Below are 15,109 nucleotides of genomic sequence, written 5' to 3' on the forward strand. Positions count from 1 at the left end.
CATATATTTAGTATAATTCGATATTATTCTATATAAATCCTTCTTTTAATACAAAATCCTTTTATCTTCTATACGTCTTGTAATTTTTTGTTGGTCATAGGATTCTAACAATGCCATTGCATATTTCCTACTAGTACCTATTAAATCCCTAAATTCAGCTAATGTAATTGATCCATTTTTACTTATAAAATTCTTCACTATTTCTATACCCTTTTCATAAACTTCTTTATGAAATATTATACCTTCTTTAGCTTTAATTAAAATATTTAAATCTAATAATGCCTCATAGACATGTTCTATTTCTTTCTTATCATAATCCAATTTACTAATTACTTCATCCTTCTTAGGGGGCTTATATCTTGCTTTTTTATATTCTTCTTCTATTTTCTCTTTAATATCCTTTTGCTTTTTCGTAAATGTAGGCTCAAATTCCTTTAATGCAATGTTCTCCTTTATCTGTTTTATTATATTTTCTTCTATCAGATTATTTATAAAATTATCCCCTAGTTTAGGCTTTACATCTCCTAAGTATTTACTTCTAACTTCCTCTTTTAACATTCCTGATTTTAAAGGATAATTCTTATGAAACTTCTTAAGCTCATTTACTATTTCGTCTTTTAACTGCTCATAAAATTCTTTATGGATTATATGTGTATCCTTTAAAAGGTTAAACTTAACTACTCTATCTTCTAATTTATTTATAATTTCTAGTATTTGATTTTCTGGCATTACAGCTAGTTTTGATAGTTCTTGTACATTAAGGAAATCCTTACTGTTATCTTTAACTATTTTCTCTAGAATATCTTTGTTATCTCCTTGTTCTTTTATTTTTAACTCTTCTATTGCTTCTTCATCAAATCTTTTTTTCTTATTAGGATTAGGCTCTAGTATTTCTCCTCCCCCTATTGTGACCATAGGCGAATAAAATCTTACTATAAATCTATCTTTTCTTTTTGCTACTATTTTTTCCTCTAACCTTAATTGAGCATAACAGCTTTCTCCCGGAAGTAACATATCTTTATCTAATAGTACTGCTCTACAAAATATTTCATTAGTACCAATATGTAGTCTTAATCTTGTCCTATTTTCTATAATCCTTTGGGAATCTTCAAGGAGCCTTAATTTAACATCCAGCATCATAGTAGGCTCCATAGAATTAACGGGTGCTACTACATCTCCTCTATTTATATCGCTTTTTTTCACTCCTGCTAGGTTTATGGCTACCCTTTGACCACCATATGCAACATCTGTATCATTACCATGTACTTGAATAGACCTTATTCGAGTTATTTTATTTCCTGGGAAAATTTGAACTTCATCCCCCACTTTGATTCTTCCTTCTATTAGAGTTCCTGTTACTATTGTTCCAAATCCTGAAATTGTGAAAACTCTATCTATTGGTAAACGAGGAGTTGCTTTTATATCCCTTTCTTCAACTTCTTCTGTAAGTTTATCTATTGTATTTATTAATTTATTTATTCCTATTCCCTTAATTGATGATACTTCAATAACAGGACTACTCTCTAAAAAAGTTCCTTTTAAATGTTCCTTTATATCTTCCTTAACCAAGTTAAGCCATTCATCATCAACTAAGTCAATCTTGGTTAAGGCAACTATTCCTTTTTTTATATTAAGCATATTTAATATGTCTAAATGTTCCTTAGTTTGTGGCATTACTCCTTCATCTGCAGCAATAACTAAAATAACAATATCTATTCCAGCAACTCCAGCTAACATGTTCTTTATAAACCTTTCATGGCCTGGAACATCTATTATTCCGGCTCTTCTTCCACTAGGTAAATCAAAATATGTAAATCCAAGTTCAATGGATATACCTCTTTCCTTTTCTTCTTTCAATCTATCTGTATCTGTTCCAGTTAAAGCCCTAATAAGTTCAGTTTTTCCATGGTCTATATGTCCAGCAGTACCAATTATTATGTTCTTCATGGTAAACCCCCTTACACATTTTCAATAGCAAATTTTAATCCTTCTGCTATTATGTCTAGTTCTTCATCCTTAACCGTTCGCAAATCAATAAATAGATTATCTTTATATATCCTTGCGACTATTGGGGTATGAAATTTCCTTAATTTTCTTTCAATGTTTGAAACACTATGGTTATTAGAAGAAATCATAATAGCCTTTGTTGGAATTTCCTCTAAAGGCATTGACCCTCCACCAACTTGAGAGAATTGATCAGTGATCTTAATACTTATATTATCTTCAACTTTTTCATCTATCTTTCTATACAAAATTTGTGCTTTTTTTTCAAGTTCATTTAATGAAGTAGTAAGCATCTTAAGTGTTGGTATATTTTTAATAGCATCTTCTTCATTTAAATATAATCTTAAAGTAGCTTCAAGGGCAGAAATAGTAAATTTATCTATTCTTATAGCTCTTGTCAATGGATTTTTCTTCATTTCATCTATGTATTTCTTTTTTCCTATAATAATACCAGCTTGTGGACCTCCCAATAGTTTATCTCCACTAAAGGTTACAATATCTACTCCAGCTTTTATAGATTCTTGTACCGTTGGTTCATATTGTAACCCATATTTACTTAGATCAACTAATACACCACTTCCTAAATCCTCAACAACAGGAATGTTATACCTTTCTCCTAATTTAACTAAATCTTCTAGTTTAACACTAGAGGTAAATCCTAGTATTCTATAATTACTAGTATGTACCTTTAATAGTGCTGCTGTATCTTCTCCTATTGCTCTTTCATAGTCCCAAATATGGGTTTTATTGGTGGTACCAACATCTACCAATTTAGCTCCACTTTGTTCCATTACATCAGGTACTCTAAATGAGCCTCCAATCTCAACTAATTCTCCTCTAGATACTACAACCTCTTTTTCTTTAGCTATTGTGCTTAATACCAATAAAACTGCAGCTGCATTATTATTAACAACCATAGCACTTTCTGCACCAGTTACTTTTGCAATAATCTCTTCTATATGACTATATCTTGATCCCCTTTTACCTTCATCTAAATCAAATTCCAGATTAGAGTAATTTGTAGTTACATCTTTAATATGATCAATAATCTTAGGACTAATAAGTGATCTTCCAAGATTAGTATGTATAACTACACCTGTTGCATTTATCACCCTTTTAAATTTAGGTTTTATTTTTTCATTAGCATTGCTAGTTACATTGTTTGGAAGTTTTATAATCTCTTTTTCTAATTCTTTAAGTGAAATTATTATTCCATCTTTAATTTTTTTTCTTAAAAGATCAAGCTCTTCTCTTATTGATTCAACAATTATGTCCCTTGGAATCCTTTTCATTAGTTTCTTTATATTGTCATTTGAAAGTACTTGATCTACTTTTGGTAATTTACTAAAAAGCTTTGCTTTATCTTTCATATTTCATCCTTCCAATCTATTATTTTTTTACAATTATTGGATGTTCTCCCTTTTCAATAACTTCTCCTATTATTGCATATTCAAAAGGATTATCCTTAAGTTCTCTTAATAATTCATCAGCTTTATCATTACTTACTGAAATTAGCAATCCCCCTGAAGTCTGTGGGTCGAATAATATATCCTGTTTATTTTGTGGTATTTCATCACTAAAATAAACTTTATCTCCTACAAAACTCATATTTGAATATGCACCTGCTGGTACTAACCCCATTTCAGCTAGTTTTAATGCCTTTTTTATCATTGGTATTTTACTTACATATAGTTTTATAGTAACATTACTACCTTCTGCCATTTCTAGAGTATGTCCAAGTAGCCCAAAACCAGTAACATCTGTACAAGCATTTACTCCTACTTTTATCATAGCATCCTTCGGAGTTTTATTTAATGTCCTCATAACATCTACAGCTTTATTATAAGTCTCATCATCTATCATATCAGCTTTAATTGCTGTATTAATTATACCTAATCCTATTGGTTTAGTTAATACTAATAAATCTCCTACTTGGGCATTATTATTAGTTAATATTTTTTCTGGATGTATAAAACCACTAACTGATAATCCATATTTTGGCTCTTCATCTTCTACAGTATGTCCTCCTACTAAGAGGGCTCCTGATTCTTTTACTTTATCATAGCCACCTTTTAAGATTTCTGCCATTATATTTAGAGAAAGGCAATTTGGAAAACAAATAATATTCATTGCTAATTTAGGCTCTCCACCCATAGCATATATATCACTTAGGGAGTTAGCTGCTGCAATTTGCCCAAAAGTATAAGGATCATCAACTACAGGTGTAAAAAAATCTACAGTCTGAATTAATGCTGTGTTATCATTAATTTTATAAACCGCAGCATCATCTGAAGTATCTATTCCTACTAACAAATTTTTATCTTCCATTTTAGGTATTTGACACAGAACCTGTGCCAAGGTCTCAGGACCTATTTTAGCTGCTCAGCCTGATGTCTTAGTTAAAGCTGTAAGTCTTTTTTCTTTCTTACTCATATCTATCCCCCTCTATCTTCCAATCACTATTAATTCTTTTATATCATTAAATTTCTTTTCACCAATTCCTGAAACATTCATTATTTCTTCAATCCTTTTAAAATCCCTTTTATTTCTATAATCAATGATTCTTGTTGCAATAACATCACCAATTCCAGGAAGACTCTTTAATTCCTCTTTTGTAGCAGAATTAATATTAATTTTTCCATTGTTCTTACCACTGTTCTGGTTATTTACTATACTAGCATTTATTGAATTTTCCTCTACTTTTTCTCCTATTTTAGGAACATATATCCTCTCTTCATCTTTTAGTTTTCTTGCAAGATTTAGTTTATGAATATCCGCCTCTTTTGTTGGTCCTCCTGCTAAGTTTATAGCATCTATAATCCTACTTCCTTCTTTTAAAACTACTACTCCAGAATTTTTAACCTGTCCACAAACATGTACCATTATTTCATTATTTTCCTTTTCATTATTCACTTCATTATCTTGTAAAGAGCTATTTATATCTTCTTTTTGTGTTTCTGATTCGACAAATTCTTTAGATTTCTCTGTTTCTAAATCTTGTTTGCTTTCTATCTCTATATCCTTATTATTAATTATATTGTATCCTATAATAGCAATTATAGCCATAATCAATACTAGTATAACCATTTGTTCTTTTTTTGTAAAGGAAACCAAAGTTATCACCCCAATAAAAGTTTTACTAAAATAATTCTATTTTTTTCATGTTTTTCCTTTATTCCTTAGTTTTTTTTAAGATAGCTAGGTCTACAGTACAAAGTTCAATGTAATATATTAAAAAATGACATAATTTTTGATATACTTATATTATGACTATATCTTAGCAATGAGGTGATAGATATTGAAAAAAGCTACATCATTAATCTTAGCATTAGTTTTACTAGTCTCCATATCAAACATAAGCTTTGCAGATAAACCTAGTATATCAGCAGAAGCTGCTATTTTGATAGATGCTAAAACCGGTAAAATACTTTATTCTAAAAATCCTCATAAAAAAATGTATCCAGCTAGTACTACCAAAATATTGACTGGAATACTAGCTATAGAGAAAGGAATTCTTAATGAACAAGTTATAGTTGATGATAAAACCCCATATGAAATAGAGGGAAGTCACATAGCATTAGAACCTGGTGAAGTAGTAACATTTAATGACCTATTACATGCCCTTTTAATCGAATCTGCTAATGATGCTGCAGTTGTTATTGCTAAACATATCTCAGGGTCTGTAGAGGAATTTTCTAAGCTTATGAATAAAAAGGCTAAGGAAATAGGTGCAAAAAATACACATTTTGTCAATCCTCATGGACTAACAAATAAAGAACATGTAACAACTGCATATGATTTAGCAATGATAGCCAAATATTCTATGAATAATGATACTTTCAGGGATATTGTAAAAAAATATAGGTATACAATTGGTCCAACAAATAAAAAAGAGAAAACTAGATATTTAATAACTTCAAATAGATTACTTTATGCTACAGGTCCAGGAAATAGAATAAGGGTAGATGGTAAGATTGTAGATATAAAATATGATGGTATTACTGGTATAAAAACAGGCTATACCTATGAAGCGCAACAGTGTCTTGTTGCTTCTGCTAAACGTGGAAACCAAGAGCTAATTAGTGTAGTTTTAAAAGCAATAGGTACAAATGTTTATGTTGATACTCACAAATTATTAAATTATGGTTTTAATAATTTTATTAACAAGCAGTTTGCTTTTAAAAATGAATATATTCAAAATATAAAAGTGGAACATGGCAATGTTTCTTTTGCTACGGCTATAGTAGAAAAGCCATTTTTCTTAACAGTTTCAGAAGATGAAATAGACAAAATCAAAAGGAAAATTGTTCTCCCTGATAAAATATCAGCTCCTGTAACAAAAGGACAAGTTTTAGGAAGGATTGAATTTTCCTTAAATGGTGAAACCTTAGGATTTGTAAATATTATTTCTGCAATAGATGTAAATCAAAAAGGAATTTTTCAAGTGGTCAATAAAACAGACAATAAAGATTCAATATTAAAGAAATGGTGGATATGGCCAATATTATTATTCGCAGGTTGGAGAACACGTATAGCATATAAAAGATATAAAAGAAAAAAGAGAAGGTATAAAAGAGGTTTAATCTATAGTTATAATAATTCAAAAAAATATTACTAATAAATTAACCGGCCGTATATACGGCCGGTTAATTTATATTTACCTACTTTGCTACTATATTAACTAATTTTTTAGGTACAACAATTACTTTTTTAATATCTTTACCATCTATATAGTTTTTAACCTTTTCACTTGCTAAAGCCTCTTTTTCCATATCTTCCTTACTAATTCCTGAATCAACAACTATTCTATCCCTTACTTTTCCATTAACTTGAACAACAACAGTAATTTCATCTTTTACAGTAGCATTTTTATCATATTCAGGCCAGCTTTCATCATGAACGCTACTATCTTTGCCTGTAATATGCCATAATTCCTCAGTGATATGTGGTGAAAAAGGTGACAATAATATTAATAGATTATCTATAGCTTCACTTAATACAGCCTTTTTAACACTATTTAATTCTTCGTTATCTTTATATTTATATATTTCATTAACTAGTTCCATAATACTACTTATAGCTGTATTGAAATTAAACCTTTCTTCTATATCTTCTGTTACCTTCTTAATTGTTGAGTGTAGTACATATCTTAATTCTTTATCTGATTTATCAAGACTATCCACTTTTATTTCACTATTATCATCGTAAATAAATGTTAAATCTTCTACCAATCTATAAACTCTATTTAAGAACCTATAACAACCTTCAACCCCTTGGTCGCTCCATTCTAAGTCTCTTTCAGGTGGTGCCGCGAAAAGCACAAATAATCTAGCTGTGTCTGCACCATAATTTTGTATTATTTCCTCTGGACTTACAACATTACCTTTTGATTTTGACATTTTAGCACCATCTTTTAATACCATACCTTGTGTTAGTAGGTTTTCAAATGGTTCATCTACTGGTGAAAGCCCAACATCATGTAATACCTTAACAAAAAATCTTGAGTATAATAGGTGTAGTATAGCATGCTCTACCCCACCGATATATTGATCAACTTTCATCCAATAATTTGCCTTATTCTTATCAAAAGGCATATTATCATTATTGGAATCAGTGTATCTGAAGAAATACCATGATGAATCAACAAATGTATCCATAGTATCAGTTTCTCTTTTAGCTTTTTTTCCACATTTAGGACAAGTAGTATTTACAAACTCTTCGTTTGTATCTAATGGAGATTTACCTTTTCCTGTAAACTCTACATCCTTTGGTAGAAGAACTGGTAAATCTTCTTCTGGTACTGGTACAATTCCACACTCATCACAATAGATTATAGGTATTGGAGTTCCCCAATATCTTTGTCTTGAAATTAACCAATCTCTAAGTTTATAGTTTATAGATTCTTTACCGATTTTCTCTTCTTCTAAATATTTAACTATTTTTGATTTTGCTTCTTCATTATTTAGTCCATTAAACTTATCTGAATTAATCATTACCCCATTATCTGTATATGGTTTTTTAATATTTTCTAAATCAATTTCCTCATTTTCTGGCTTAATTACAGGAATAACTGGTAAATCATATTTTTTAGCAAATTCAAAGTCTCTTTCATCGTGGGCTGGAACTGCCATTATTGCTCCCGTTCCATAATCAATTAGAACATAATTTGCAATATATATAGGTATTTCTTTTTTAGTTAAAGGATTTATAGCATACCTACCTGTAAATAATCCAACTTTTTCAGCATTAGCTGAAGTTCTATCAATTTCAGAGGTTCTTTCCATTTCTTTTCTAAAATTAATTATTTCTTCCTCATATTCAGTTTCCTTAACAAGATCTAAAACATAAGGATGTTCTGGAGCTAACACCATATAAGTTGCACCATATATAGTATCTGGTCTTGTAGTAAATACCCTAAGCTTTTTATCAAAATCTTTTATCTCGAAATCAATTTCAGCACCTTTACTTTTACCAATCCAATTTTTTTGCATTATCTTAACTTTTTCCGGCCAACCTTTAAGTTTTTCTATATCATCCAATAATCTATCTGCATAATCCGTTATCTTAAAATACCATTGATCTAATTCTTTTTTCCCTACTGGAGTATCACATCTTTCACATGCTCCATTTACAACCTGTTCATTAGCTAATACTGTTTCACATGAAGGACACCAATTAACAGAAGACTTCTTTTTATAAGCTAATCCCTTTTCATATAGCTTTAAGAAAAACCATTGAGTCCATTTATAATAATCTTCTGAACAAGTTGCTACTTCTCTATTCCAATCATAACTTAATCCTAATCTTTTAAGTTGGTTACGCATATCATCAATATTTTCTAAAGTCCACTTATTAGGATGAATTCCATGTTTAATAGCTGCATTCTCAGCTGGTAAACCAAATGCATCCCATCCCATAGGATGTAATACATTAAACCCTCTCATCTTTTTAAACCTTGCAACAACATCACCAATTGAATAATTTCTTACATGTCCCATATGTATTTTACCTGATGGATATGGAAACATTTCTAATACATAATATTTCTGTTTATCTGTTTCATAAGTAGCAAAGGAATCGTCTTGTTCCCATTTTTGTTCCCACTTTTTCTCTATTTTACTAAAATTATAAGCCATTATATACCCTCCTTTTTAAATATACCTTTAAAATAATAAAAAATTCCCAGTCTCATATGAGCGAGAATTAATATTCTCTATAAAATAACACTTAGTTTTAAAATTATATTAAGTGATATCCTCTATTTTAAGTTCTTTGGCATCTATCCAAAGTCTTTCTAGGTTATAAAATTCCCTATCCTCTTTATGAAAAATATGAACAACTATATCACCATAGTCTAATAATACCCATCTACTAGTTTTATATCCTTCTTTATTTTTAAGCTTATAGCCTTCTTCTTCCATTTTATCTTCTATTCCGTCTGCTATTGCTAAAACTTGTCTTTCATTGTTCCCACTTAAAATCACAAAATAATCAGCTATAGCTGTTAACTTAGTTATATCTAATACTCTTTTATTAAAAGCTTTTTTATCGTCAGCTGCCTTTAGTATAGCTGAAATTTTTTCATCTGTAACATTTACCACTTAATTAACCTCCTATAATTTTTGTTTTGTTAGCTTTATAAGTAAGTATATTAGTATTATTTAACTACTGATAGAAAATAATTTCTAGCTTTTACAGTATCAATATGTAATAAAACTCCTTTATCAATAACATATTTTATGGTATTATTCATTGCGTGTAAAATAGCCTTATCTAAGTTATTAAATGCTAGCTTTCTAATCTTTTCTAAGCCATCAAACTCCCTTTCAGGCTCAATATAATCGGCTATATAGATAATTTTCTCTAATAAACTCATATTAGGCCTTCCAGTTGTGTGGAATTTAATAGCATTAATAATATCAGTATCATGAATATTATAAACTCTTTTTACAATTTCTGCCCCCAAAGGGCCATGGACTAGATTTATATTTTTTTCCATAATATTATCTAGAATTATACCAAAATCCTTTATCATTTTCAATAAAAGACCCTTATCTTGAATTTTACCACAATCATGTAATAGTCCTGCCAATTCTGCTTTATTTATATCACAGTTATAAAAACTAGCAAGCTCCTTTGCTGTATCCATTACCCTAATTGAATGTAAATATCTTTCCTTACCTATATTTTCCCTCAATTTTTTGTGAATTATGCCTATTTCTACCATGTAATCACCCATTTAGATTATTTTGTTTTATGTATAGTTTATTCTTATAAATATAATTTTCAACTGATTCTGGAAGAAGATATTTTATAGATTTATTCTCCTTTACTCGCCTTCTAATATCTGTAGAAGATATTTGTAATTGTGATACAGGAGATAGGTAAATTCTACTCTTAAACTTATGATTAAGTTTATTTATCTCTTTTTTAATCTTATCTAATCTAATATTGGGTCTAGGTACACCAATAAAACTACACAACTTAAATAGTTTATCAATATCTTTCCATGTTATTAATTCTAAGATAGTATCTGCACCAATTACAAAATATATTTCAGTTTCATCTTTATACAGTTCTTTAAACGCCTTAACTGTATCAATAGTATAAGTGGTTTCTTCCTTTTCTACTTCAAAAGAAGAAACCTCAAAATAAGGATTAGTATATGTTGCTAAAACTGTCATTAGATATCTATGTTTAGAACTTGTAATCCTACTACAATCTTTATGTGGAGGATTACCAGCAGGTACAAATATAACTCTATTAAAATTAAACCTTTCCCTAATTTCTTCTGCTATTGATAAATGAGCTATATGTATAGGATCAAAAGTTCCTCCCATTATAGCAATTTTACCAAATTTGCTAATACTTTCTAAATTATTCCTTTGTTTTTTATTATTTTCATTTAATGCCTTTTCAAGCAAATTATCTATGTTCATTTTAATACACCTCTTAGCTTTTGAAAATGCAGAAATAATCAATCAGTCATACATTAATTTTACACCATAACATTCTATTTTAAAAGTAAAAAAAAGGATTAAAGACTTTTAGTCCTTAATCCTTACCTACTGTCTATAAAATTTTTCATTTCTGTAATTTCTTCTTCATTATAAGATTTAATAGAATCTATTTGTTCTGTTTCGAAATTTTTAAAATAAGCTCTAAATTCCCCTTCTTCTCCATCTTCATATCTTATACACTTAAACCCTTTGTTATATAAGTGATTTAGCTTATCCAAATTATCCATATTCTTTTTGCACTCCCCTTAAGTTAAATTAAAGAGATTGGTAAAAACCAATCCCTTTACTTATTTTTATTTTCTACGCCCTATTCTTCTGTTCATACGCCCTGGAGGTTTAGGAAACTCTCCACAAACAACTCCAGTAATGTTTTTGGCTTCTTTTACACATTCTTCAATAAAAGAATCATCTTTTGTACCTTTTCTGATTCTTAATCTTCTCATAAATTAATCCCCCCGGTATTATATATTTTGTCCGGGGGGATATAATTTTATACTCAATTATGGAAGTTCTATTTTCTTTTTGTCTTTAGATTCTCTATATAAAACAAATTTATTTCCTATACTTTGTACAAACTCTGATTTAGTCAATTTTGCCAATTTGTTTGCTGTTTCTTTCGTATCTAAAAAACTATTATTTAATATTTTAACCTTTATAATTTCTCTTGCTTCTAGTGCATCATCTATTTGCTTTACTAAGTTTTCACTAATCCCATTTTTACCTATCTGTAATATAGGATCTATATTATGAGCTAAACTTTTTAAATAGCTTCTTTGCTTTCCAGTTAACACAGATTTTCCTCCTTTGTTTATAATTTAGCCTATTCAAAGAATTCAAATTCATATCCACAAACACTTACTGTTTCTCCGTCTTTAATACCTAATTTTTTAAGTTCATCAAATATTCCTCTTTTTTTCATGATATTTTGAAAATGTCTAAGTGAATCTAAATCATCAAAGTTAGTAGATTTAAGTAATTTTTCTATTGGATAACCTTCAACTATATATTTGTCTCCCTCTTTTTTAACTATTACCTCTTGTCTATTTTCTTTAAAATCATACACTTTCTCTTTAACTTCTTCAAATATAGGATCTTCCTCAATATTTTGTAACTTATCCCATATTATATATTTTAATTTATCAATACCTTCTCCAGTTACAGCTGAAATAGGTAAAACTTTGTGTCCTAACTTTTCCATCTCTTTGGCTAGCTTATCATAGCCTTCCTTAGACTGGGGTAAATCTATTTTATTTGCTACAACAATTTGAGGTTTTTTTGCTAACTTTGAACTATATTTTTGTAATTCTTCATTTATTTTATAAAAGTCTTCTACAGGATCTCTACCGTCTTGAGAAGATACGTCAATTAAGTGAACAATTAACTTAGTTCTTTCAATATGCCTTAAAAACTCATGACCTAAACCTACTCCTTCATGGGCTCCTTCAATCAATCCTGGTATATCAGCCATTACAAAACTTTGTCCTTCACCTAAGTTAACTACTCCTAAATTAGGTTTCAATGTAGTAAAATGGTAATTTGCAATTTTAGGCTTTGCTGCTGATACAACTGATAATAAAGTGGATTTTCCTACATTAGGAAAACCAACCAATCCTACATCTGCAATCAGTTTAAGTTCTAATACTATCCATCTTTCCTCACCTTTATCTCCTGCTTCTGCAAACCTGGGCGCTCTTCTAGTAGAAGTGGCAAATTTTGAGTTACCTCTTCCTCCTCTACCACCTTTAGCAACTATAAAAGTATCACCATTTTCTATTAAATCAGCTATAATATTTCCACTCTCTTCATCTTTAACAACAGTTCCAGGAGGAACCTTTAAAATTAAATCTTTTCCTTTTTTTCCAAATTGATTTTTTGACTTCCCATTTTCTCCATTTTCAGCTTTATAATGACGCTTATATCTAAAATCCATTAGTGTTTTTAATCCCTCGTCAACTTTAAGTATTACACTACCACCATTACCACCGTCTCCTCCGGCTGGTCCACCGGAAGGTTCATATTTTTCTCTTCTAAAGGCTACTGCACCATGTCCTCCATTTCCACCTTTTACATATATCTTTACATTATCTACAAACATAGACATCATCCCTTTATGCCATATTTAGTTCTAATATTATTATGAATTATATAATATATTAGATACATCTGTCTTATTAGAATTAAGGTTATAAACAGAATTAAATTTAAAACTAATCATTAACTCTTTGTTATTAGTATAAACTTCATCATGTATTTTTCTTATGTTTTTTATTACAGTACTTTCCATAGATTTACTAATAACTATATCTATTCCATTATTATACTCATATATTCCCATAATAATTTCTTTATCATCAGATTGAATTGAATAATCCTTGACTATATCTAAAATTTTATTTAGTCGTAAAACAATTGATTCTTCTTCTTTAGCTTCTCTAAACTCTAAGTCTGTTTCATTTTTTACATCACATAATACTTCTATTCCTTCATTATAAAATTCTCTTATTTTTTTATCAATAAAAAGAGAAAAAGATAATATTGATAATCTATACAATTTACTTATTACTGTACTCATTTTAGTAGTTCTATCAACATATTCTATTGCTTTATCTTTTTTATTTAATTGTATATAACCATATACTATTTGAAGTATATTCATATAGTCATGCCTTTGTTCTCTAATTAAACTTTTGTAATTTATTAAGTATCTTTTTCTATTATCTTTAGTATTTCTTTTATTCTCAAATTTAAAATGTAATATTAACAATAAGTTGATTAGAACAACACCTGCCAATACTATCCCACGATAAATATTATATCTATAATTTGGCGATAGAATAGTAAGATTTATGTAAACAATTACTAAAATAAAATTGGTAATACTAAAAATCAATTGCTTGCCTTTCCCGTTTTTTGGTATTAACCCTTTGATAATACCACCCCCCTGTAACACTAAAAACATAAAAAAACCTACCAAATATGGTAGGCTACTTTGCATTAACTAATGCTTCCTTTGGATAAACACTAACTTGCTTTTTATTTTTACCTTTTCTTTCAAATTTAACTATTCCATCTACTTTTGCAAATAATGTATCGTCTCCACCTCTACCTACATTTAGCCCCGGATGAATTTTTGTACCTCTTTGTCTAACTAAAATATTTCCTGCTAGTACAAATTGTCCATCTGCTCTTTTTACTCCTAGTCTTTTTGATTCACTGTCACGTCCGTTTTTTGAACTACCAACACCTTTTTTATGTGCAAATAACTGAAGATTAATCTTTATCATTGTTTTTCACCTCCCTAAATTCGAGAGTTAAGTACTCTGGATACTCTTTTATTAAAGCTTTAATACCTACTAACATAGTATCTAAAACTATATCAGTCTTCATTCGCTTTTCTATATCTAAATTACGAGGAATATTTACTTCTAAATATCCATCTTCAACTTTAAAATCTATATCTTTTTCAGGTATATCACAAACTTCATTCAGGGCTATAAGGGCAGTTTGACTTAAAGTGGATACGGCAGAACACAAAATGTCTCTGCCACTTCTTTCAAATCCAGTGTGCCCTTTAATAATATATTTAATAATTTTTCCTTTATCATTTGTAAAAATTCTAACTTTAGTCATATCTCAACTATCCATTAATTTTTTGAATTTCAACTTTTGTATAAGGTTGACGGTGTCCTTGCTTCTTTCTATAACCTTTTTTAGCCTTATACTTAAATATAATAATCTTCTTACCTTTTCCATGTTCTAAAATTTTACCATCAACAGTTACACCATCAATATAAGGCTTTCCAACTTTAATGTCTCCATTCTCTGATACAAGAAGGACTTTATCAAACTTAATTTCTTCTCCTTCTTTTCCTTCAATTTTCTCAATAAAAATTGTATCTCCTTCTTGTACCCTATATTGTTTTCCTCCTGTTTCAATTACCGCATACATTATTATTTACACCTCCTCTAACCAGTCTCGCTAATGCCGGGTACTTCGTTTTAGACCCGCATTATGCGGCTTCAACAAACACATAGTGATTGTATCAGATTATTAAAAATTTGTCAACAGATTCTTAAACTTTCAT

General features: G+C 29.3%; 17 protein-coding genes. 1 reads left to right on the forward strand and 16 read right to left on the reverse strand.

All coding sequences use genetic code 11. From position 1 onward, the window contains the following. Positions 1-45 precede the first annotated feature (45 nt). Genes selB through BET03_RS06625 form a run of 4 tightly spaced genes read right to left on the reverse strand, consistent with a single transcriptional unit; the run spans position 46 to position 5,091 of the window. Complete coding sequence (gene selB / locus BET03_RS06610; RefSeq protein WP_120168572.1) at positions 46-1,947, reverse strand: selenocysteine-specific translation elongation factor; 1,902 nt, start codon at positions 1,945-1,947, stop codon at positions 46-48. An 11-nt stretch (positions 1,948-1,958) separates the two neighbouring features. Further along, complete coding sequence (selA, locus tag BET03_RS06615) at positions 1,959-3,374, reverse strand: L-seryl-tRNA(Sec) selenium transferase (protein WP_120168574.1); 1,416 nt, start codon at positions 3,372-3,374, stop codon at positions 1,959-1,961. A 19-nt stretch (positions 3,375-3,393) separates the two neighbouring features. Continuing rightward, positions 3,394-4,437 carry a selenide, water dikinase SelD gene (selD, locus tag BET03_RS06620; RefSeq protein WP_120168576.1) on the reverse strand — a complete coding sequence of 348 codons (1,044 nt, stop codon included), beginning with the start codon at positions 4,435-4,437 and terminating at the stop codon, positions 3,394-3,396. A 12-nt stretch (positions 4,438-4,449) separates the two neighbouring features. Beyond that, the gene (locus tag BET03_RS06625) at positions 4,450-5,091 is read right to left on the reverse strand and encodes a helix-hairpin-helix domain-containing protein (protein WP_207666043.1); all 642 of its coding nucleotides are present in this window, start codon (positions 5,089-5,091) and stop codon (positions 4,450-4,452) included. Between the two features lie 211 nt (positions 5,092-5,302). On the opposite strand from BET03_RS06625, the gene BET03_RS06630 reads away from it, so the two are divergent. Continuing rightward, the gene (locus BET03_RS06630; protein WP_120168581.1) at positions 5,303-6,622 is read left to right on the forward strand and encodes a D-alanyl-D-alanine carboxypeptidase family protein; all 1,320 of its coding nucleotides are present in this window, start codon (positions 5,303-5,305) and stop codon (positions 6,620-6,622) included. A gap of 43 nt (positions 6,623-6,665) precedes the next feature. Here the strand turns inward: BET03_RS06630 and leuS are convergent, their stop codons facing one another. The 12 genes from leuS to rplU all read right to left on the reverse strand — a co-directional run bounded on the left by leuS (position 6,666) and on the right by rplU (position 14,973). Next, entirely contained in the window at positions 6,666-9,140 is a 2,475-nt protein-coding gene (leuS, locus tag BET03_RS06635) for a leucine--tRNA ligase (protein ID WP_120168583.1), read from the reverse strand. 108 nt (positions 9,141-9,248) lie between these two features. Continuing rightward, complete coding sequence (gene rsfS / locus BET03_RS06640) at positions 9,249-9,605, reverse strand: ribosome silencing factor (protein WP_120168585.1); 357 nt, start codon at positions 9,603-9,605, stop codon at positions 9,249-9,251. A 56-nt stretch (positions 9,606-9,661) separates the two neighbouring features. Next, a complete protein-coding gene (gene yqeK, locus BET03_RS06645) occupies positions 9,662-10,243 on the reverse strand; it encodes a bis(5'-nucleosyl)-tetraphosphatase (symmetrical) YqeK (RefSeq protein ID WP_243096878.1) in 582 nt (193 codons plus the stop codon). Continuing rightward, positions 10,236-10,943: a nicotinate-nucleotide adenylyltransferase gene (gene nadD / locus BET03_RS06650; RefSeq protein ID WP_120168589.1), complete on the reverse strand. Its 708-nt coding sequence runs from the start codon at positions 10,941-10,943 to the stop codon at positions 10,236-10,238. The genes yqeK and nadD overlap by 8 nt, the downstream gene beginning before the upstream one ends. A 122-nt stretch (positions 10,944-11,065) precedes the next feature. Continuing rightward, on the reverse strand, positions 11,066-11,251 hold the full coding sequence (locus BET03_RS06655) for a hypothetical protein (protein ID WP_120168591.1): 186 nt from the start codon (positions 11,249-11,251) through the stop codon (positions 11,066-11,068). A gap of 66 nt (positions 11,252-11,317) precedes the next feature. After that, positions 11,318-11,467, reverse strand: coding sequence for a hypothetical protein (locus BET03_RS13620; RefSeq protein WP_183108758.1), 150 nt, complete (start codon positions 11,465-11,467; stop codon positions 11,318-11,320). A 57-nt stretch (positions 11,468-11,524) separates the two neighbouring features. Further along, a complete protein-coding gene (yhbY, locus tag BET03_RS06660) occupies positions 11,525-11,815 on the reverse strand; it encodes a ribosome assembly RNA-binding protein YhbY (RefSeq protein ID WP_120168593.1) in 291 nt (96 codons plus the stop codon). A 29-nt stretch (positions 11,816-11,844) separates the two neighbouring features. After that, positions 11,845-13,119 (reverse strand): GTPase ObgE, encoded by a 1,275-nt coding sequence (gene obgE, locus BET03_RS06665; protein ID WP_120168595.1) that lies wholly within the window; start codon positions 13,117-13,119, stop codon positions 11,845-11,847. Between the two features lie 39 nt (positions 13,120-13,158). Beyond that, a complete protein-coding gene (locus BET03_RS06670; protein WP_183108759.1) occupies positions 13,159-13,815 on the reverse strand; it encodes a Spo0B domain-containing protein in 657 nt (218 codons plus the stop codon). A gap of 193 nt (positions 13,816-14,008) precedes the next feature. Beyond that, positions 14,009-14,308: a 50S ribosomal protein L27 gene (gene rpmA, locus BET03_RS06675; protein WP_120168599.1), complete on the reverse strand. Its 300-nt coding sequence runs from the start codon at positions 14,306-14,308 to the stop codon at positions 14,009-14,011. Further along, on the reverse strand, positions 14,295-14,654 hold the full coding sequence (locus tag BET03_RS06680; RefSeq protein WP_120168601.1) for a ribosomal-processing cysteine protease Prp: 360 nt from the start codon (positions 14,652-14,654) through the stop codon (positions 14,295-14,297). The genes rpmA and BET03_RS06680 overlap by 14 nt, the downstream gene beginning before the upstream one ends. 7 nt (positions 14,655-14,661) lie before the next feature. Further along, the gene (gene rplU / locus BET03_RS06685; RefSeq protein WP_120168603.1) at positions 14,662-14,973 is read right to left on the reverse strand and encodes a 50S ribosomal protein L21; all 312 of its coding nucleotides are present in this window, start codon (positions 14,971-14,973) and stop codon (positions 14,662-14,664) included. Between the last annotated feature and the right edge of the window lie 136 nt (positions 14,974-15,109).

It is taken from the genome of Thermohalobacter berrensis, assembly GCF_003609645.1.
GTDB lineage: Bacteria > Bacillota > Clostridia > Tissierellales > Thermohalobacteraceae > Thermohalobacter > Thermohalobacter berrensis.

What these genes read in the sequence shown, in the direction of transcription:
- selB (WP_120168572.1), bottom strand. Translation starts at nt 1,947, where the DNA reads ATGAAGAACATAATAATTGGTACTGCTGGACATATAGACCATGGAAAA.
- selA (WP_120168574.1), bottom strand. Translation starts at nt 3,374, where the DNA reads ATGAAAGATAAAGCAAAGCTTTTTAGTAAATTACCAAAAGTAGATCAA.
- BET03_RS06625 (WP_207666043.1), bottom strand. Translation starts at nt 5,091, where the DNA reads ATGGTTATACTAGTATTGATTATGGCTATAATTGCTATTATAGGATAC.
- leuS (WP_120168583.1), bottom strand. Translation starts at nt 9,140, where the DNA reads ATGGCTTATAATTTTAGTAAAATAGAGAAAAAGTGGGAACAAAAATGG.
- yqeK (WP_243096878.1), bottom strand. Translation starts at nt 10,243, where the DNA reads ATGGGTGATTACATGGTAGAAATAGGCATAATTCACAAAAAATTGAGG.
- nadD (WP_120168589.1), bottom strand. Translation starts at nt 10,943, where the DNA reads ATGAACATAGATAATTTGCTTGAAAAGGCATTAAATGAAAATAATAAA.
- BET03_RS06655 (WP_120168591.1), bottom strand. Translation starts at nt 11,251, where the DNA reads ATGGATAATTTGGATAAGCTAAATCACTTATATAACAAAGGGTTTAAG.
- BET03_RS13620 (WP_183108758.1), bottom strand. Translation starts at nt 11,467, where the DNA reads ATGAGAAGATTAAGAATCAGAAAAGGTACAAAAGATGATTCTTTTATT.
- obgE (WP_120168595.1), bottom strand. Translation starts at nt 13,119, where the DNA reads ATGTTTGTAGATAATGTAAAGATATATGTAAAAGGTGGAAATGGAGGA.
- rpmA (WP_120168599.1), bottom strand. Translation starts at nt 14,308, where the DNA reads ATGATAAAGATTAATCTTCAGTTATTTGCACATAAAAAAGGTGTTGGT.
- BET03_RS06680 (WP_120168601.1), bottom strand. Translation starts at nt 14,654, where the DNA reads ATGACTAAAGTTAGAATTTTTACAAATGATAAAGGAAAAATTATTAAA.
- rplU (WP_120168603.1), bottom strand. Translation starts at nt 14,973, where the DNA reads ATGTATGCGGTAATTGAAACAGGAGGAAAACAATATAGGGTACAAGAA.